This is a genomic window from Vaginella massiliensis, assembly GCF_900089075.1.
Lineage (GTDB): Bacteria > Bacteroidota > Bacteroidia > Flavobacteriales > Weeksellaceae > Weeksella > Weeksella massiliensis_A.
This window is the reverse complement of the sequence record NZ_LT593747.1, coordinates 733311-752952: the sequence shown is the minus strand read 5'-3', so window position 1 is coordinate 752952 and position 19642 is coordinate 733311. Positions and strand designations below refer to the sequence as shown.

Genomic DNA, 19642 nt, shown 5'->3' with positions numbered 1-19642 from the left:
GTCGTATCACAAAAATAAAATATAAAAAGAGCAACCTATTGAGGGGTTGCTCTTTGAGATTATGTGGTTAATCAATGATTATTTTTTCACCACTTTGTAAGAATTTACGTTTCCGTTTACGTCTACTGTACGTACAATGTACACACCTGGAGTCAATCTGCTTACATTGATTTCGGTTTTAGCTTTGTTAACTTTCATCAATGAATGTACTTTTTGTCCTGCGATGTTGAAGATTTCTACCGATTCTAGGTTCGACTTCGATTCGATAGTCAACACATCGTGTACTGGGTTTGGATATACATTTGCACTTACTTTGCTGATGTTGTTCACACCTAATCCTCCGATGTTAACAGTGTAGTCTTCTATCTCACCGTAAGGGTACAAAGAATCATCGTAACATGCACCATCGTTTGCATAATCTACAGAAGCTTGTGGATGGTCTGGTCCAGGCATTGCGAACACGCGAACACGCATTCTTGTTGCACCATCTTTTGCAGTTGCTGGAATAGTGATATTGTTGGTTACAGGAACACCTGGCGTGTTGCCGATATAGGTATACTCGTCTGCTGTGAAAACTCCGTCTTGGTTGTAGTCGATCCATACGTGTACCGATTCATTAATCCAACCAGTACCTGTATTTGCTGTGAACGGATAAGTACCTCCACGCTCTACGTCTGTAGACATCGCAGTGAAATCGCTGTATCCGCCATCACATGCTGTTGTGTTGTTGATCGCTCCGAAAGTAACATTGGTAAGCAAGTCACCGTCGTCGCAAATTAAGTTTTCTGGCATACAATATTCACTGTCGCCACCTCCAGATCCTTCTCCTTCACAAACTGCTACTAATTTGTACACGGTTTCTTGGGTTCCTACCGTCCAACTTCCACCAGAGTTGTTAGTCATATACGCCACACGAGAACCTACTGTTCTTGCGCTTGTTGTTTCCCATGCCAATGCATCTGCTTTGGTTTCTAACCAATATCTGGTTCCTTCTGATCCATCTAAAACGATTGGAGCATCGAATTTAACCACAACCTTGTAAATTGGATAATTGAAAGCTGTTCCTATTTGGGTAGAACTTACTATTGTACCCGCTACATTTTTCATCAATGTACCTGGTAAATTAGCAGCATCTGCATAAAGCGAGAAGTTTACATAAGTTGGTTGGTTGAATAGGTTAAGTTCGATTTCAGTAGCTGTAAGAACCTGAGCTGCTCCTACAGGAATATCGATTGCTAATCTTTGGTTATCATTCCCTCCCAAGAAATAACCATTCTCAAAGTTGTTCGATGGTACAACTTGATCACAAGCTTCTGCTAAAGCATCTACAGCTTCTGATGAATAATTTCCGGTTAAAACAGTAGGCGTAGCGTTACCGTTTAATGATGAGTTAGTCTTAGCAAATGGTGAAACTACCCCAAAGCCATTAAAATCTACCTGAAAAGGATTTGTTTTTGCAAAACCTACCGTTCCTACTCCGATAAGTAATACTGTTAGTAAATTTTTCTTCATTAGTATTAATTTTAAAGTTTTTCTAAAATTATCTTAAATTTTTGAAGTGTCAAAATTTTTTTTCATTTTTTTTACATTCTTTTCAGATTTTCTAAGGTTTTGGTTTGAAATTTAATAGATTTTACAGGCGATAAATCCTTGTATTTAATTAATAATTAAAGATTTACACATAATGATTTACACATAATAAATTCATGATTTATTAATCAAAATCTCTTTTTTAAATCTTGTTAAATATTATTTTGTATAAATAAAGTTTATCTCAGTCTACAATAACAAAAAAAGAGCAACCTATTTAGGGGTTGCTCTTTGAGATTATGTGGTTAATCAATGATTATTTTTTCACCACTTTGTAAGAATTTACGTTTCCGTTTACGTCTACTGTACGTACAATGTACACACCTGGAGTCAATCTGCTTACATTGATTTCGGTTTTAGCTTTGTTAACTTTCATCAATGAATGTACTTTTTGTCCTGCGATGTTGAAGATTTCTACCGATTCTAGGTTCGACTTCGATTCGATAGTCAACACATCGTGAACTGGGTTTGGATATACATTTGCACTTACTTTGCTGATGTTGTCCACACCTAATCCTCCGATGTTAACAGTGTAGTCTTCTATCTCACCGTAAGGGTACATAGAATCATCGTAACATGCACCATTGTTTGCATAATCTACAGAAGCTTGTGGATGGTCTGGTCCAGGCATTGCGAACACGCGAACACGCATTCTTGTTGCACCTTCTTGTGCAGTTGCTGGAATAGTGATATTGTTGGTTACAGGAACACCTGGCGTGTTGCCGATATAGGTATACTCGTCTGCTGTGAAAACTCCGTCTTGGTTGTAGTCGATCCATACGTGTACCGATTCTTGTGTCCAACCAGTACCTGTATTTGCTGTGAACGGATAAGTACCTCCACGCTCTACGTCTGTAGACATCGCAGTGAAATCGCTGTATCCGCCACCACATGCTGTTGGGTTGTTGATCGCTCCGAAAGTTACATTGGTAAGCACGTCACCGTCGTCGCAGATAATGTTTTGTGGGATACAGTAATCACCATTTTCATCATCACCGCCACCTGGTCCTTCACCGTCGCAGAATGCGATTAATTTATACACTCCTTCGTCGCTTCCTAATACCCAAGCTCCGCTTGTGCTAGAGTTCATAAACGCCATACGAGATCCTACTGTTGTTGCAGAGGTAGATTCTAAAGCTAAAGCATCTGATTTGGTTTCTAACCAATATTTGGTTCCTTCTGATCCATCTAAAACGATTGGAGCATCAAATTTAACCACAACCTTGTAAATTGGATAATTGAAAGCTGTTCCTATTTGAGTAGAACTTACTATTGTACCCGCAACATCTTTCATCAATGTACCTGGTAAATTTGAAGCATCTGCATAAAGTGAGAAGTTTACATGAGTTGGTTGGTTGAATAGGTTCAACTCTACGTGTGTAGCTGTTAGCTTTTGATCTGGACCTACAGGAATATCAATTGCCAATCTTTGGTTTCCTGTTCCTCCTAAGAACATACCATTTTCGAAGTTGTTTGATGGAGCTTCTTGATCACAAGCATCACCGTCTGGCTCAACGTAAGAACATTCTGTTTCTAATGAATAAACTCCTGAAGCATTAGAGAATCTCCAAGTATTCGCCGTGGTAGAATTCCATGCCAAGTTTACAGGGTTTGGTGTTACAGAAGAAGTTTCGATACCATTAACATTTGCTTTTATTTCGATCCAGTAACGACTTGCTTCGTCACCATTGATTTCGATTGGCTCACTGAAGTCTACTGAATACGTGAAAGTAGGGAAGTTGAAGTGTGTTCCGGTACTTTCTTTGTTGGTAATTGTCCCGTTAACAGATTTTAATAATTGATCAGGCAATCCGTCAGCATTACTCGAGTAAACATCAAAACTAATCTCTGAAGTGTCACCCAATAAGCTTAGGGTTATCTTATTCGCTTTGATGATCTGACTAGGATTAGCATCGAAGTTGATCGCTACACGCTGACCGTTTGCACCACCAATTATCGATCCGTTCTCGAAATTGTTAGACTCTACTGCAGGATTGCACAATGCAGCATCGGTTTGTTTTGGTGCCATAGAAGAAACCAATCGCTTGTGGCTTCCAGAATTTTGATAATTACATTCATCATCCAGGTGTAGGTAGAAACGCACGATTTGTGTTGCGTTGGCTGTCCAAGTTACAGAACCAGTTCCAGCAGTAATAATGTTTAGACCAGCTTCATCAGCAATTGTAATGAAATGCGTGTCTTCACCTGTAGCAAAGTTATAGGTATACCCTTCTTTTACACGTACATTTGAGTATTCACCTGTCCAACCAGTATTGGTAATAGAATACTGAATTCCGTTGTTGGATGGCAATCTAAAAACTGCCGAAGGGTATAGTCCGTTTGGAGCCGAAAGACAGCCTATTGGTTCTCCAATTTTCACGGTATAGTCTTCTACTTGTCCGTAGCTAGACCCCAAAACACAACCGCTAGTTGCATAGGTAATATTTGTGGTTCCAGTATATCTTTTTAAGATTCTCATGCGTGTTTCACCTGGTAATGCATCTTGAGGAATCGCAATACTTCCCACCAATTCGATATCATCAACACCCGAAGAGTTTTTGATAAAACCGATGTTGAAACGCTCAGACTCTTCAAATTCTTTGTTTTGATTGAAGTCGATAAAAACAGTAAATGTATTGGTGAAATTACCCGCAGTGTTCCCTTTCAGTTTGATTTCGTATTCATCACCAGCCGCCAAGTTTGCCGGAGCCAATGCCGTGAAATCTTCGTAGCCTGGTACACCAGAAGCAGGAGATGGATTGTTAATCTCACCAATGATAACCGAAGTTATCGCCTCTACAGAAGGAGCCGTTGCAGCACAATAATCTTCAGCCAAAGTTTTAGTACTAGCAAAAGGCGACACAAAGCCGTAGCTTTTCAAATCGACCTTAAATGGATTTGTGTTTGCCATACCTATCGAGCCGATCCCGACAAGTATCAACGTAAGTAAGTTTTTCTTCATAATATTAATTTTTGTTAATTTATACTAAAATTATACAAAATTTTCATATCGCCAAAACTTTAACAGAATATTTATTTATCTAATAAGGTTTAAACGGATAAAAAAAAGCTTTTTTATTATTTGTGTTCTTTTTTTAACGACTTGATTCGGTTTGTACTTTAGAAAATAGATAATTTCACGATAAGAAAACTGAGCTATATATAGTTATATAATAAGGTATAGTTTGCGAACACCTCCACCATCTTTACAGCGTTTCGTTCAGAATCAAAATAAGCATGGTCAAACATTATGAATATGTTTGCAGACAGCAAAACTGAAGGTGAACATAATAATCGGTCACAATTTTTTACTTTTGTATTTATGAGAATTTTGGTAATAGAAGACGAATCAACACTTAACTAAAATATTTCGGAAGCCCTTTCTTCAGAAAATTGTGTAGTAGAAAGTGTGTTTGATGGTTTTTTAGCAGAACGTTTCCTAAATGAAGAATCGTTTGATTGTGTAGTGATGGATATTAATTTACCCCAGAAAAACGGTTATGATTTGTGCAAAGAATTCAGAACTTATAATACGTATACGCCAGTTTTGATGCTTACAGCTTTCGATGAACTCGAAGACAAAATAAAAGGCTTCGACAGCAGTGCCGATGATTATCTTACCAAACCGTTCTTTATGAAAGAGTTGATTTTACGAATCAATTCGCTTATCAAACGAAGTCAAAATACCGAAGCGCATTCGCCCGAAATCATCAATGCGTTGGATATCAGCATCAATGTCGCTCAAAAAAAGTAACGCGGCAAAATCAAGAAATTTCACTCACGCCAAGAGAATATCAAATTTTGGTGAAACTTTGTAAAAATCCAGGAGAAATCGTCTCGAAAAACGAACTCATCCGAGATATTTGGGGAACATCTATGGACGTCAATACCAATACAATAGAGGTGTATCTAAATTTTTTACGAAACAAAATCGATAAACCTTTCGGGAAAAATTCAATTAAAACTAAAATTGGTTATGGATATTATTTGAGTGATGAGTTATGAATTATGAGTGATAAGATTAAAGCTATGAGTAAAAGTGTTTTAAAAGAGAAAAGTTTTTTATTTGCCGTAAGAACAGTAAAATTATACACGTATCAGTCGGGTACTAAAAAAGAATATGTTTTAAGCAAACAATTATTACGAAGCGGTACTGCTGTAGGTGCGTTGATAAGGGAAGCTCAAAATGCAGAAAGTAAAGCAGATTTTATTCATAAATTGGGTATTGCACAAAAAGAATGTGACGAAACATTGTATTGGATTGAACTCTTGAAAGAAACAGAATTTATAAAAAACTCGGAATTTGAAAGTTTAAATTTCGATTGTACTGAATTATTAAAAAAATGATTCGTAGCTCCATAATCACATCAAAGAAAAATAACTCCTAACTCAGCTCTTATAACTTATGGCTATTTAACGTGAAAATCAGAAACAAAATTTTAATCTACTTTTCGAGTACCGTAATCATGGTATCGGCCGTGTCTTTGGTGATTGTGTTTGTGTTGTTTTCTGCGCATAGAGAAGAAGAATTTCAGCAACAGCAATTTTCAAAAATCAAATATACGGTCGGACTCATTGACGAATTCGAAAATATGTTGCCGAAGTTTCTTTGCTTCTCGACAAGCAAGATATTCACGATTTTTATGACGAAAAAATGTACATTTACGATAAAAATAAAAACCTGATTTTTTTCGAGCATTGATAGTCTGAACATCCAAAATGCCAATTCAATTCTCAACAACTTATCGGTGTCCAACAATTGGATCGAAACCAAATAAGATGGTTATGATTTGATCGGAGTTTACCTCGAAAACGATTCCAAAAGTTATTATGCCATCAGCAAAGCCTACGATTATTTCGGTTATTCTAAAAAGGTTTTTCTTCAAAAAGTTTTGATTGTAATTTTCGTTGCCATTGTGATTACCGTGTTGCTGATTTCGTTGTATTTATCCAACATTATTTCAAAATCAATTTCAGAATTAACTCAAAAAATTGAAGATTACGATTTGAGTAATGATGAAATCAAACCTTTGATAATCAGCATTTCCACTTTGGAATTGCGCAATTTGTCAGAAAGATTTAATGTACTTACCAAACGCACGCATGATGCTTTTTCGTTTCAGAAATACAGCATTCAGCATATTTCGCACGAATTGAAAACGCCAATTGCGTTCTGGTTTCTGAGTTAGAAAAGTTGCAAAAAACTGAAGATATCGTCCAACTAAAATTGGCGATTTCTCTGCAAACTCAAAAGGCAATATCCTTGGGAAACATCATCAATATCTTGCTTCAAATCTCCAAAATAGAGGCTGGACAAGCGATTGTCAAACAAAATATTTGTATAGACGAACTTATTTTCAATGCCATTTCGGAGGTCAATTCGCTTTATCCCAACTTCCATTTCGAAGTGAATTTCATTCCGAGCAATTTTGATGAAAATCTACTGAACATAAGGGCAAACGAGCCACTTCTGAAACAAGCTTTTCTCAATTTGCTCATCAATGCTGTACAATATGCTGATGATCAAAAAGCCAAAATTACGTTCGACTCTTCATCAGTAAAACTCGTCATTAAAATTTCTAATTCAGGGAAAACTCTTACCGAAGAAGAACATAAATTTTTATTCTCGCATTTTTTCAGAGGGAAAAACGCCCAAAACAAACAAGGTTTTGGTTTTGGATTGGTCTTGTCTCAGCGTATTTTTTCGATTCATCATATCAGCCTTCACTATCATGCAAAACAAGGTATAGAGAATGTTTTTTCTTTGTTTTTTAATGATTTTTAAGCCAAAATTTATACGTTTTAAGTTTTTTTAAGGTCAGTAAAATCATTTTTGCAATATCAATATAACGTTGCAAAAGATGAAATTCATCCCTTTTATTTGTATAATTTTCGCTTTCGGATGGCAATTGTAAGCACAAGAAATACTCCAAATATCGCGTGCAGAGGCAGAAAAAATGTTTTTGCAAAACAACCTGCAATTACTCTCCGAAAAATTATATATCGAAAGCGAGAAAGCAGAAGTCATACAAGCCAAATTATGGCCCAATCCTGAATTGTCGATAAGTGAAATTAATCTTTGGAAAAACTCAACCGTAGAATCCTCCCCACCATTTTTTGGAAACTTCGGAAGAAATCAGCAAATCGCTTTTGAGCTCAAACAACTTGTACAAACGGCAGGAAAACGCAAATAAACTCATCGCTTTGGAGCAGGTTGATGTGTTAAAGCCGAACAATATTTTGAAGATTTATTGAGAGAACTCAAACTCGAACTCCGCAACCAGCTTACTGATTTACAATACATTCAACAATCAGTTAAAGTGCATCAAAACCAGATTGACAACATTTCGATCTTGACCCATGCCTACCAAAATCAATTGGAGAAAGGATATATCTCAAAAGCAGAAAATACCCGACTGAAAGCGCAGGAACTTCAAATCAACAAAGAAATTTTGAGCTTACCCTTCAATCAAACGAAATTCAGAAAGAACTTAAACTTTTACTTCGTATAAATCCGAATGTTTCTATCGAAATCATGGATGAAGGATTTGTAAAAGACACCCAACCTTATGAAACAATTTTAATCGGCCAAATTTTCGAAAGTGCCAAAGAAAACCGCCCGTGCTCATAGATCAGCTCTCTTACCACTACCAAAACCAATCGAACAAACTACTAAAAGTTACCGATCACAGCAACCACAGCGAGGGATTTGCCAATGGCACGAACGCCAGTGATGACTATGTGTACGATGAAAACGATGTTCGAGAAAAAGTTTTAATAAAAGTTTTTAGAAGAAACCGAACGAAGTTCTTTAACACAAGATTTGAACAAAGGAATTTCCGAAATCAAATACAATCACCTAAATTTACCTACAGAAGTTCTTGGGAATGCAACCAAGAAAATTAACTATGCCTACGATGCAAGCGGTGTAAAGTTGAGAAAAATTGTAACCGATGGTATCAAAGTGACCACCACAGATTATTTAGGTGGATTTCAATACAAAAACAATGATTTACAATTTTTCCAAACATTGTAAGGCTATGTAAATGTGGTGACCAATAAAGTTAGTGGTGACAGAACTTATAATTATGTATACAATTACACCGATCATTTAGGGAACGTGCGGGTAAGCTACGCTTGGGACGAAACTGCCCAAAATCTCAAAATCTTAGAAGAAACCGAGGAACGAGGTTCGCGAATGCCAATAAAAAATAAAGTGATATGAGGCAAAACCACACAGCTACGCTGGCAAGTTTCGATTTGGAAATTCTCAATTTCCAAAATCTCACTCGTCCTTTTGGGCTGAAACATACAGGTTACAATGATTTGACCTTGGGTGTAGAAATTGTAAATAGTAGTGATGTTCATGTGAGTATAGGTGTAATAAATATGCAAACCTCGGGTAGTGATAGTTATAAGTACAAATACCAAGGTCAAGAGAGACAAGATGAACTCAGACTCAACTGGGATAGCTTTAAGTGGCGAAATTACGATTATGCGATTGGGAGGTTTTGTAATATTGACCCTTTAACAGAAGAATATCATACTTGGTCGCCTTATGTATTTAGTGGTAATCGTGTTATTGATGCAAGGGAACTTGAGGGGTTAGAACCTTACATTGTAACAGGTAGAACTTTTATTCCTAATGGGAGTCTTTCTAATCCAAATCCATTTTCAACAACCAAAACTTTTGCAGGAGATAACAGAAGCTCTTATCAAGTAAATACAACCGCTTATAGAACAGAGCAACAAGTAAGAGTTGATTTTGAGAACAGGACAGCAACCACTCTTAGCAATAGAGCAAGCTCTACAACAGGTTATGACAAAAGCGGAAATGTAACAGCAGTATCAGACCCTGCAAAAGCAGGGCCAACACCAATCTATACTCCCAATACAATGGAAAATGGAAGCACTACTGTAAATATGCAGGTAGATGCCTCAAATAAATTAGTTACAGGAGTACCTGCTATTAACTATGATGTGAATGTTACCATAACTGAAACAGGTAACGGAACATTCGACTTTAATATATCAGGGCAAAGTGACGGTTTTCCTGCATACGAATTTTTTATCACAAATGAAGCAACAGGAAACTCATATTTTATATACGGAAGTAATCCTGCTACTACGGGAGATACACCAAGATCATTGTTTCCTCCAATGGAAAATAAAATCAATGTAAGTGGAAATAGTGGAAACTTACAACCTGTTGAGGAAGTTAAATTTGATTGATTGTGTGATGAAGCATTTTATTAAAATATTGGCAACAGGTATTCTTTATTACGTTATCCAGATATTACTTGAAATAGTGGTTAACTTATTTTTGGAATATACAGGAATAAAAAGAAGTGAAGATTTTTCATATAATACCTTATTCATAGAAAACTTATTACACCATACTTGGGTAATAAGTATTTCCAAAATGATTTTAATTTGGTTATACCTGTTATTATTTGTGATATTTAGTTTTACAGTAAAAAGTCTTTCAAACGGTTTTATCCATTTATTTGCCTGTTTAGGTTCTTCTTTATTAGTTGTTTTCTACGACAATGATTTACCTGTTATCATTAACTTTTTCATACCTGTAATTATAGCCTGTGGTCTTGTGTTATTGGGTGAGAAAATATTTTTCCGAAAAGAAATAAAAGCATAGAGCATTAAAAACCGCCTCAAAAGGGCGTTTATTTCCTTCCTTTTAAGCCCAAAATCAAAAAGTTATCACCAATCAGGCAAAACCGCTTCAATCCCTTTGCTGTCGGGTTTTCCGCTGTTTTTCCGCTCTCTTTTTCCTTTCGCCCTATCCGCTTGCATTTGGGCTGTTTTTGAAAGGGCAGAAAACCCCGAAAAAGCAAAGCAAAAAAAAGCAAAAAAAGAAGAGAAAAAGCCCCGAAAAACAAAAAATCGGAACAGCCGACAGAACCGACCAAAAAGAGCCGAAAACAACCGCTAAAAATCCCGAAAAACCGAGCCGACAAAATGGACTATTAAAAGCAAAAAATCAATCAGAAATTAACCCGAAAAATAGCTTGACTTATCCATTAAAAATCTTTTTTTTCAATTGAAATTTATTATATTAGAGTGATAATGAGGCGTTCATCAAAAAAGATGTTTTTGCTGATATTTTAGGTTGGATTGATCAGAATTTAGAAAAGTAGTAAAAGCGAAAATTTTCTTGATTAATTTTAGACTGTCTCAAACGCTTTAGAGGCTAACAAATGCTCCATGCAATATTCAGTTAGGGCTGTAATCGTTAGAAAAGGATTTACGCCGATGCTTCCAGGAATCAAAGATCCGTCTAAAACAAAGAGATTTTGATGTAAATTGAGTTTCCCGTATGCGTTTGTTGCCTTATCAATAACGGCTCCTCCCAAAGGATGGTAGCAAATATCGTGACCAAAACCATTATGAAATAAAAAATGTGCACGGGTACCACCGTTGGTTCGATTCATTTTTTTGATAAAATGACGAGCGTTTTCTTTCATTTTTTGCGTGTGCGAAAGATCCCATTTCAACTCTATTTTATCTTCGGTAGGATGATACGTTACTTCGCCAAATTTGTCTAGTTTATTGATCATCAAATACAAACTTGTAGCCACATTCATCCCCATAGGCAAAGGAGCAATTTCAGTAAAAAACGGATGTTTCGGATCGTCCCAATTGTCTATACCTCCAACAGGAATTGTAGAATGCAGAAAGCCGTTACCACCAGAAAAAGCTTTTACCCAATTTCTACCGGTCATAAAATTGCCATTGTTGCCCCACATCTTCCCAATATGCGCATCTAAAGGAAGTTGATGTTTGGCCTGAGATCGAAATAACAACTCTAAACTTCCCATGGTTCCGGCGGCTAAAATCAATTTCTGACAATGCATTTCTTTGAGTTGCACAAGTTCACCCGACGTATTGATTTGATGCACTTGCAGAGTGTATGAATCGTCTGGATTTAAGGAAAAACTCTTCACTTGATGCAAATCTAAAATCTCTAAATTTCCGGTAGCCAGCGCTTTTTTCAGATAGGTTTTGTCTAATGAATTTTTCCCGTGATTGTTTCCGTAAATTACTTCTCCTGCCAAGGCAGAGCGTGGCACTTTGTTTTCATACTCCGCTTCCATGTATTTGAAATCGTACACATTGGGCACCCGCATGGTTTTGTAACCGGCTTTGTGGGCTTCTTCTTCGCCTACGGTATTGAATTTATAATACGAGCAGGAGTGTAAGAAATCTTCATTGGCCACATTTACGTTCAGTTCCTGTTGAGCCAACGGAAAATATTTTTCATAAAAAAGATCAGCATCCAACGTAGGAAATATTTCTTCAAAATAATTTTTTTTCGGGAGTACAGCCATTCCACCATTCACGATAGAGCCACCGCCTACGCCACGTCCTACCCAAATTTTGATGTCTTTATAATCTAGCCGATCGAGCGCGCCTGTAAAAGGTTTTAGTGGAAAAACATTAAAAAAAGGCGCAATGCTTTTTTTTCGAAGCCATGCAGCACTTTTACCAGGATGAATCATGGGAGAAAACTTTTCACCCGATTTTTCCCAATTAAGCCCCATTTCTAGCAAGCAGACTTTATTCCCCGCTTCGCAAAGTCGCAATGCTGCAACGGCGCCACCATAGCCGGATCCAATAATGATGATCGGTTTTTTGATAGTTTCCTTTTGGTGTTTTGTTTTTCCGAATAACGACATAGGTTGGTATAAAAATAAACCGCCCAAACCTAATGACGCTTTTTGGATGAAGCTTTTTCTATTCATGCTTTGATTTTCGGTTAATCGCTAATTTTCTCCGTTTTCTCTAAAGTACTTGTTTTGGGTTTAATACCAAAATCATACCTAAAAATAGGAGAGAGGTTTTTGTTTGGAGAATTTTAAAGAATTAATATTTACATTATCTAGCTTATTTACCGAAATAACCTAGATCGTGTAAACAAAAAAGAAGCAATCTCACAATTGAGGTGTTTTTATATAAATAATGGATTGATTATTAGGTGATTAATAAAGAATTCACTATATTTAACTACTTAATTGTCAGCGAAATGAACTATAGAATTAAAGAATATAACCCATCCGGGAGAAAATGATCAAACAATTAGAGGATATGTGGCAATATGCGCAGTGCGTTGCTGATGAAGAAGACCAAGATCCCAAGCCACCGGAGTTCAAAAAACTTGATCCTGAAAAAGTCCAACAGGCTGCAGATAAAATCAACCGGATATTTGCCCAACTCAAACACATCCGAAATTCAAAAGATTTACCCTAAAAGGAATTGAAAAAGTGGAAATAGCGTTCGGATTGCATGCTTTAGCTCATAATCTGAAAAAGATGAGTGCGTAAACAAGAATAATCACTCATTTTTTTCTAAATTATTGAATAGCGTTGGTTTTTGACCTCAATTTTTTTATCATAAAAAAACCATCCCGATTTTATAAACGAGACGGCTTCTTTTTTATAATTGCTAGATTGGTAATCCTTTTAATGTGAAGATGTATTTATCAATATAAATCTGTTTTTCTTTGGATTTGTATTGTTGTATATACCTTGGGTGATCTAAAATCTTTATCGTCTCAAAAAGTTGAGCTTCTTGGTTTAATTTATTAATGTACGTGGCATTTTTCTTACCTAATACATACACTTCATCGGTACACAAACCCATAGTAATAAATTGTTTTAGGCAGTCTATCATAAAAGGTTTTAAACTTTCAAATAATGCTTTATCATCATAATAATTAGCGTTTATCCATTGCCCTGTTTTTGAGCGTTGTACAATGGCCAACGGAAAAGGAGAGTTGATAAAAAAATCATTGTAAAAGACATTAGGACCACCGTAGGCATCAATCATGTCATAGACAAATACAGACGAAATTTCGTGGGTATGTGCAGAAAGCATTTCGATACCGCAAGCACTTTTCAATCTTTTGGTATCCGTAAACGGTACTCCGGTAACACCTGCGCCATGCCGACTTGGGTTAATCCCAACAATAAATTTTCTCGGATTTGAATCGTTGTAAAATTTAGTGTAGAAAGTGCGCATCACATCCAAAGTTTCTGGATTTTCATGGTATGGATTGAGTACATCAAATGTAGAAGGAAGATTTCCCTCATACTTTAAATTCTTATTAAAATCAATAATTTGTTTAGCAATGTTTACATTCATATTCTAAAATTAATGAAACATACTTATTTATGAGAAGTTTTTTTTAATGAATAGTATTTTGGTTAATTTCAAGTTAACTTTTGCTTTACTGATATTTGATTGCGAAATTTGTGTTTAATCTATCACATAATTAATGATGACATTTAATAAAATAGAAAAGTACAGTGCTGCTTTGCTTACGTTATCATTGGCTTATTTGCATGACGATACTCTTCTCAAAAGCTCAAAAGAGTTTATCAATTAATCCCTGTTTCGATCCAAGAACAGGGAAACTTCGCTTTTATTTTCAAATTAAAACTTTATTTCATTGTGTAAACATATGTTTCATACGGTGCGCATTGGTGTCGTATGATTGGATCATTTATAAATTGTTTGCATCTTAACTTTATAAAAATATATTATTATGTCATCAAATGTAATTTTAACAACAGGTATTTATGATTTAATTAAAGACCACATTCTTAGAAGAAAAGTAACACTTGAGCAAGAGCAAATTTTAACAGAAGAGTTGAGAACTGCTGAGCAAGTATTACGTAAAGATCTTCCTGCTGATGTTGTATCTGTAGATCGAAAAGTAAAGGTTAAAGAAATTACTTCTAATGAAGAGATTGAAATTTTATTAGTTGGTCCGAAACAAGCAAAATTAAAAAACAATAAACATTCAGTTTTGGGAGATGTAGGTTTAGCTACAGTTGGACATAAAGTTGGTGAAATTATTAAATGGCCAACAAATCAAGGAGTTAAAGAATATGAAATCGTTTCTGTAGAAGCAATTTCATAATCATAACAATAAGAAGCAGTCTCAAACCTAGACAGCTTCTTTTTTTACTTAAACAGTTTATGTTATAGTGCCTGTATTAAAATTTAAAATACTCTATACGATCATTTCGTAAGAGATAATCCATAAACTTTTTTTGATGAATAGTTTTAATCTTCACATCTATAAATAAAACTATCATATCGTCATTCTTAATTCGTTGCTTGATATATGAGCTTTCAGAAAAATTAGCAATCTCTTCTATCAATTCTTCTTGCAACTTTCTTTTATTCTCAAACTTTAACTCTAGTGTTCTTTGAATAGACTGAGAATGTAAGGTTTTATTAAACCATTTTCCTATATGAATAGTTACAAACGTTGCGAAAAAAAATACAATTGCTGTGGCAAAATGTCCAAACCCGACACTCATTCCTATTGCTGCTGCAATCCAAATAATACTTGCAGTAGTTAGTCCGTTGATTGAAATTCCATCTTTAAAAATTACTCCAGCTCCTAAAAACCCGATTCCACTTACTACATATGAAGCAATTCTTGTAGTTTCTCCTGTGGTAACAATTCCCAATTTGTAAGACATTATGGTGAAGAGCGTTGATCCTAAGGAAATAATAGTTATAGTTCTCAGTCCTGCTGCCTTATCTTTCAACTCTCTTTCTAATCCTAAAAGCAGACCTAAAATTAAAGACAGTAAAGCTTTAAAAATATCAATTGTATCCCAATTCCAATCTATTGTGTCCCATCCCATAATTCATTTCATAAATGTTTATAACCCAAAAATCTCGTCATATTGTTTAAAAAACATTGGAAATGTTGGATAATTAAGCTGTTGGTGAGCTAATAAATCAAAAATACGTTTTGCTGTATGCATCGAATGAATTTTAAACAAAGTTCTTTTAAAATATTGAATATATAAAGTTAAAATAAAAAAAACAAGTGATGAACTTGAGTTTTAAAACAGTAGCTTAATGTTTTCATATGAATTTTCGAGCTTATTTAGGACATCATCAGGTTTTACCCATTCTACTTTTTCAATACCTTCATTTAATTGCCTTTCCAACGGACCAGTATATTTGGTAGTCATTTCATACCAATAGGTAATTTTAAGGCGGTATTCACCATGTCTTTTAAAGATATGATATGTTTTGTCGAGCAAATTTTATTGTCAATTCATCTAATTCTTTCGGTGGTTCAACGTTCAAATTCTTACCCACTTCAGATGCTAAAAATTCATCCACTTGATTTAAAATTGCTAATTGACGTTCTCTTATTTTAGGATCATTAACTTTACTTAATTCAAAAGAAAAGGCATTGATAATATGTTGTTTTTCTTCTGGAGATTGAGAATCAAAAAACAATTTTGCCTGTGAAAAATGATCGGCGAAAGAATCGTTTCGTTTTCTAACTTTAGTAGCGTTTATAGGTTCTTGATGAGATTCGTAAGCAGTTTCACCTTTTAGCATGGCATGATATGGACATCCACTAGCCTTGCTATTTGGAAAATAACTAACCTCTCCTTTTAAAATATCGGTTCTTCCAAAACCATCTTTTTGGTTATTATGTTTTTGATTAATCGATCGATTGATAGGTAATTCGTGAAAATTAGGTCCTCCTAAACGGTAATTTTGAGTATCCATGTAAGAAAACACTCGACCTTGAAGTAATGGATCATTTGATAAATCAATACCTGGTACAACTCTTCCTGGATCAAACGCTACTTGTTCTGTTTCTGCAAAAAAGTTTTCTGGATTACGATTTAATGTCATCGTACCTATAATTTTTACAGGCACCAACTCTTCGGGAACTATTTTCGTAGGATCTAATAAATCAAAAGAATATTTAAACTCATCTTCTTCCGGAATTAATTGCACACCCAAATCCCATTGTGGATAAACTCCTTTATCGATAGCTTCCCATAAATCTTGACGATGAAAATCAGAGTTGAAACCCGAAATCTTTTGGGCTTCATTCTAAGCTACTCCATGCACTCCTAACTTTGGTTTCCAATGAAATTTTACAAAAGTAGCTTTACCTTTTTTATTGATGAGTTTAAATGTGTGTACACCAAAACCTTCCATCATTCTTAAACTTCGCGGTATAGCCCTGTCAGACATCGCCCACATAATCATATGCGCAGATTCTGGCATCAATGATATAAAATCCCAAAAAGTATCATGAGCAGAAGCTGCTTGAGGAATTTCGTTATGAGGTTCAGGCTTAACAGTATGTACTAAATCGGGAAAGTTCATAGCATCTTGAATAAAAAACACAGGGATGTTGTTTCCTACTAAATCATAGTTTCCTTCTTCAGAATAAAACTTCACAGAAAATCCGCGAACATCTCTAGCAAGATCTGTAGAGCCTTTAAATCCTGCTACTTTTGAAAAACTTACAAAGACATCGGTTTTTACGCCTTTTTGTAAAAAATGAGCTGTAGTATATTCTGACAAATCTTTTTTGGTTTCAAAAATCCCATGAGCTCCACTTCCTCTAGCGTGAACTACTCTTTCTGGAATTCTTTCTCTATCAAAATGCATTAATTTATCGAAGTAAATATGATCTTGTTGCAATGAAGGACCTCGATCGCCTGCCTTTAATGTATTATTATTATCATGAATAGGAACCCCGTCATTAGTAGTCAATAAATGTCCTTTATTATCAATCAAATGTTTATTCATCTGACATTTTTATTTTCATTTTTTTCTCATATTTCTTCCATTAAAAGTTAATATTTAACAAACACTAAATTTTCTTTATGTATTATTTATTTCTCCACCATTAGGATGTAGTACTTGACCAGTGATAAAGCTGGAGTCATTAGTTGCCAAAAACAAGTAACTAGGTGCTATTTCATTGGGCATAGCTGGACGTTTCATCGGAGTATCTGAACCAAAAGTTTCAATGGCTTCTTCATCAAAAGTTGAAACTATTAAAGGCGTCCATACTGGTCCTGGAGCTACTGCATTTACTCTTATTTTTTTCTCTACTAAATTTGCCGCAAGACTTCTTGTAAACGAAATAATTGCACCTTTGGTAGCCGCATAGTCGATAAGATGGTCGCTACCTCTATAAGCAGTTACCGAACTAGAGTTGATGATAGCGCTACCTTCGTTCATATGAGGCAATGCGTATTTTGACATCCAAAAATATGAGTAGAAATTTGTCTCAAACGTACGAACCAACTGTTTAGTAGTAATTTCTTCTAAAGAGTTTTGCTCCCAATGTAATGCTGCGTTATTTATTAATATATCTATATGATTAAACTTTTCAATAGTTTTGTTTATTACTTTTTTACAATTGATTTCTTTTGATAAATCAGCTTTAATCAATTGACATTCTACTCCAAAATTTAGAACTTCTTTCTTTGTTTGCTTAGCATCTTCTTGTTCATTAAGATAAGTGATGATAATATTTGCACCTTCCTGCGCAAAAAGCAGAGCTATAGCTTTACCAATTCCACTATCACCTCCTGTTATAATAGCTACTTTATTTGCTAATTTTTTTTCTTCCTTTTCGTATATAGGTTTAGTTTCTGGAGGTGGTTTCATTTGTTTTTCGGTTCCAGGCCGTTTTTGCTCTTGATGCTTTTTAGATGTATTTATTTTCTTTTTCATTTGCATATAAGTTATAACTAAAAAAGGCCGTCTTATAAAAAGACAGCCTTAGTCATTAAAAGTAGGTTTATAATCTTGGAGAATCGTTATCCTCTTTCCACTCAGAAATTTCTCTTTCGATATCTTCACGAGTTCTACCAGATTTTTCTTGTATTTTTCCTACAATTTCATCAAACTTACCTTCAGCAAATGCTTGATCATCATCAAACCACTCACCGTATTTTTGCTTTACAGCACCTTTAATTCTTTTCCATTTTCCTTCTAATTCTAATCTGTCCATAATTTTAGCAATTTTTTTGTTAATATTGCTGAATATACAATTTTATAATAACACTATAGCAACAAAATCTTTTATTTAACATTTTTATAAAATTGAATTATTTTCTTTAGATTTAAATATTCTCTTCTGAAAAAATATTAATGTAATGACTATATATACGTTATACCCGTAGTGCATTAACCAACGAGATTAATTTTAGGTTGTTTATATTTTTATTAAAGACAAATTTATTAAGATATTGAATAGTTGTAAGAGCTGTTATTTTAGTCAAAATTCTTGTTTTAAATTCCTGAAAAGTTTTGGCATAATTTCTTCTTATCATAAACTGATCACAAAGTTGCGAAAATAAAGTCTCAATCCTTTTTCTATATTTTTTAAATGAATAAAATTGCGGATGATAGTCTTTTTGATTTTTTCTTTTCGGAGTTTCTAATTGAATATTTACCTCGTTAAAGAGGTCTAACTGAACAGTCTGAGATAAATATCCTTTATCTCCAAGTAACACACAATCTGATAATTGCATTTTAATATCTTGTAAATAATGAATTTCATGAACTGAAGCTGGGGATAAATCAAAACTCTGAAAAACACCACTTATCGAACAAACTGCATGTAATTTATAGCCATAAAAATGTAAATTTTGAGATGCACAAAAACCTCTATTAGGCAATGCGTAATCTACATCTTTACAGATTTTACTTCTTGCAGAGCGAGATATTTTGCATAATTCCAAAGGCATACTGTCTACCACAAAATAGTTTTCTAAATCATTAAGTTTTTCTACCATTTTTATTCTGATTTCTTCCACAAATGGGAATAATTTTCTTTTTCTCCTATTATAAACACTACGTTCAATTTTTGTTTCGATATCAAACCCTTTTATCTCTCTAAAAAGTTGATATTCTGAATCAATAGATTTAAATTCAGCTAAAATAATCAAGCTAATTATTTCTAAATCAGATAATTTCGGCTTAATTGGTTTGAAATAAAAATTATCACATTCTGAAATTTTACTTAATTCTTCTAAAATTAATTTGTAACTTGTCTCTAAGTTGCTCATAATTGTATTTGATTGTCAGTCAGTACAATATACTATTTTTTTAGTTCTTTGAGCAACTTTTTTTATAATGCACGACGTGTTAGTTACCTTTTTAAAAATGGCAACAAGTGCAATTACAGGTATTAAAACAGATGTAGGTAAAGAAGGAGATTTAAACATATAAATAT

The 19642-nt window shown here is 34.6% G+C and carries 22 protein-coding genes and 1 pseudogene; 14 read left to right on the top strand and 9 right to left on the bottom strand.

Annotation, left to right across the window (positions count from 1 at the left end; genetic code table 11):
- Positions 1–78: 78 nt before the first annotated feature.
- Positions 79–1512, bottom strand: a complete 1434-nt coding sequence (locus tag BN8061_RS10925; protein WP_068599234.1) for a T9SS type A sorting domain-containing protein — start codon at positions 1510–1512, stop codon at positions 79–81.
- A gap of 334 nt (positions 1513–1846) precedes the next feature.
- Positions 1847–4552 (bottom strand): T9SS type A sorting domain-containing protein, encoded by a 2706-nt coding sequence (locus tag BN8061_RS10920; protein WP_068599232.1) that lies wholly within the window; start codon positions 4550–4552, stop codon positions 1847–1849.
- Between the two features lie 447 nt (positions 4553–4999).
- Between BN8061_RS10920 and BN8061_RS12060 the strand changes: the two genes are divergently transcribed.
- The 11 genes from BN8061_RS12060 (at position 5000) to BN8061_RS10870 (ending at position 10243) form a co-directional block, all read left to right on the top strand.
- Positions 5000–5344: a response regulator transcription factor gene (locus BN8061_RS12060; RefSeq protein WP_204207208.1), complete on the top strand. Its 345-nt coding sequence runs from the start codon at positions 5000–5002 to the stop codon at positions 5342–5344.
- Positions 5345–5394: 50 nt separating this feature from the next.
- Positions 5395–5595: a winged helix-turn-helix domain-containing protein gene (locus BN8061_RS12055; protein WP_235802754.1), complete on the top strand. Its 201-nt coding sequence runs from the start codon at positions 5395–5397 to the stop codon at positions 5593–5595.
- Between the two features lie 3 nt (positions 5596–5598).
- Positions 5599–5937, top strand: a complete 339-nt coding sequence (locus BN8061_RS10910; protein WP_317039016.1) for a four helix bundle protein — start codon at positions 5599–5601, stop codon at positions 5935–5937.
- A gap of 443 nt (positions 5938–6380) precedes the next feature.
- Positions 6381–6779 (top strand): hypothetical protein, encoded by a 399-nt coding sequence (locus BN8061_RS10900; protein WP_068599229.1) that lies wholly within the window; start codon positions 6381–6383, stop codon positions 6777–6779.
- A 5-nt stretch (positions 6780–6784) separates the two neighbouring features.
- Positions 6785–7375 carry a sensor histidine kinase gene (locus tag BN8061_RS10895; RefSeq protein WP_068599226.1) on the top strand — a complete coding sequence of 197 codons (591 nt, stop codon included), beginning with the start codon at positions 6785–6787 and terminating at the stop codon, positions 7373–7375.
- A 178-nt stretch (positions 7376–7553) separates the two neighbouring features.
- Positions 7554–7784, top strand: coding sequence for a hypothetical protein (locus BN8061_RS10890; protein ID WP_162270418.1), 231 nt, complete (start codon positions 7554–7556; stop codon positions 7782–7784).
- Between the two features lie 57 nt (positions 7785–7841).
- The gene (locus tag BN8061_RS10885; protein WP_068599223.1) at positions 7842–8102 is read left to right on the top strand and encodes a hypothetical protein; all 261 of its coding nucleotides are present in this window, start codon (positions 7842–7844) and stop codon (positions 8100–8102) included.
- Between the two features lie 311 nt (positions 8103–8413).
- The gene (locus tag BN8061_RS10880; protein WP_068599221.1) at positions 8414–8626 is read left to right on the top strand and encodes a hypothetical protein; all 213 of its coding nucleotides are present in this window, start codon (positions 8414–8416) and stop codon (positions 8624–8626) included.
- A 15-nt stretch (positions 8627–8641) separates the two neighbouring features.
- Positions 8642–8815, top strand: a complete 174-nt coding sequence (locus BN8061_RS11925) for a hypothetical protein (RefSeq protein ID WP_154662311.1) — start codon at positions 8642–8644, stop codon at positions 8813–8815.
- A complete protein-coding gene (locus BN8061_RS10875; RefSeq protein WP_068599219.1) occupies positions 8812–9822 on the top strand; it encodes a DUF3238 domain-containing protein in 1011 nt (336 codons plus the stop codon). Before BN8061_RS11925 ends, BN8061_RS10875 begins: the two co-directional genes overlap by 4 nt.
- Positions 9823–9829: 7 nt before the next feature.
- Positions 9830–10243: a hypothetical protein gene (locus tag BN8061_RS10870; RefSeq protein WP_068599217.1), complete on the top strand. Its 414-nt coding sequence runs from the start codon at positions 9830–9832 to the stop codon at positions 10241–10243.
- A gap of 529 nt (positions 10244–10772) precedes the next feature.
- Here BN8061_RS10870 and BN8061_RS10860 read toward each other — a convergent pair.
- On the bottom strand, positions 10773–12350 hold the full coding sequence (locus BN8061_RS10860) for a GMC family oxidoreductase N-terminal domain-containing protein (protein ID WP_068599213.1): 1578 nt from the start codon (positions 12348–12350) through the stop codon (positions 10773–10775).
- Between the two features lie 322 nt (positions 12351–12672).
- On the opposite strand from BN8061_RS10860, the gene BN8061_RS10855 reads away from it, so the two are divergent.
- Both BN8061_RS10855 and BN8061_RS12425 read left to right on the top strand, forming a co-directional pair.
- Positions 12673–12855, top strand: coding sequence for a hypothetical protein (locus tag BN8061_RS10855; protein ID WP_068599212.1), 183 nt, complete (start codon positions 12673–12675; stop codon positions 12853–12855).
- 14 nt (positions 12856–12869) lie between these two features.
- Positions 12870–12929: a hypothetical protein gene (locus tag BN8061_RS12425; RefSeq protein ID WP_394330306.1), complete on the top strand. Its 60-nt coding sequence runs from the start codon at positions 12870–12872 to the stop codon at positions 12927–12929.
- A 121-nt stretch (positions 12930–13050) separates the two neighbouring features.
- Here BN8061_RS12425 and BN8061_RS10850 read toward each other — a convergent pair whose 3' ends face one another.
- Entirely contained in the window at positions 13051–13749 is a 699-nt protein-coding gene (locus BN8061_RS10850) for an SMUG2 DNA glycosylase family protein (protein ID WP_068599210.1), read from the bottom strand.
- A 403-nt stretch (positions 13750–14152) separates the two neighbouring features.
- Between BN8061_RS10850 and BN8061_RS10845 the strand changes: the two genes are divergently transcribed.
- Positions 14153–14530 (top strand): GreA/GreB family elongation factor, encoded by a 378-nt coding sequence (locus BN8061_RS10845; protein ID WP_068599208.1) that lies wholly within the window; start codon positions 14153–14155, stop codon positions 14528–14530.
- Between the two features lie 76 nt (positions 14531–14606).
- On the opposite strand, the gene BN8061_RS10840 is transcribed toward BN8061_RS10845, so the two are convergent.
- The 5 genes and pseudogenes from BN8061_RS10840 to BN8061_RS10815 all read right to left on the bottom strand — a co-directional run bounded on the left by BN8061_RS10840 (position 14607) and on the right by BN8061_RS10815 (position 19475).
- Entirely contained in the window at positions 14607–15269 is a 663-nt protein-coding gene (locus tag BN8061_RS10840) for an MgtC/SapB family protein (protein WP_068599207.1), read from the bottom strand.
- A 421-nt stretch (positions 15270–15690) separates the two neighbouring features.
- Positions 15691–17199 (bottom strand): annotated as a pseudogene (locus BN8061_RS10830) (catalase); the annotation flags it as partial.
- A 75-nt stretch (positions 17200–17274) separates the two neighbouring features.
- Positions 17275–18135, bottom strand: a complete 861-nt coding sequence (locus BN8061_RS10825) for an SDR family oxidoreductase (RefSeq protein ID WP_094745979.1) — start codon at positions 18133–18135, stop codon at positions 17275–17277.
- A gap of 67 nt (positions 18136–18202) precedes the next feature.
- Entirely contained in the window at positions 18203–18415 is a 213-nt protein-coding gene (locus tag BN8061_RS10820; protein WP_068599201.1) for a CsbD family protein, read from the bottom strand.
- Positions 18416–18575: 160 nt separating this feature from the next.
- Positions 18576–19475, bottom strand: a complete 900-nt coding sequence (locus tag BN8061_RS10815) for an IS982 family transposase (RefSeq protein ID WP_068599199.1) — start codon at positions 19473–19475, stop codon at positions 18576–18578.
- Between the last annotated feature and the right edge of the window lie 167 nt (positions 19476–19642).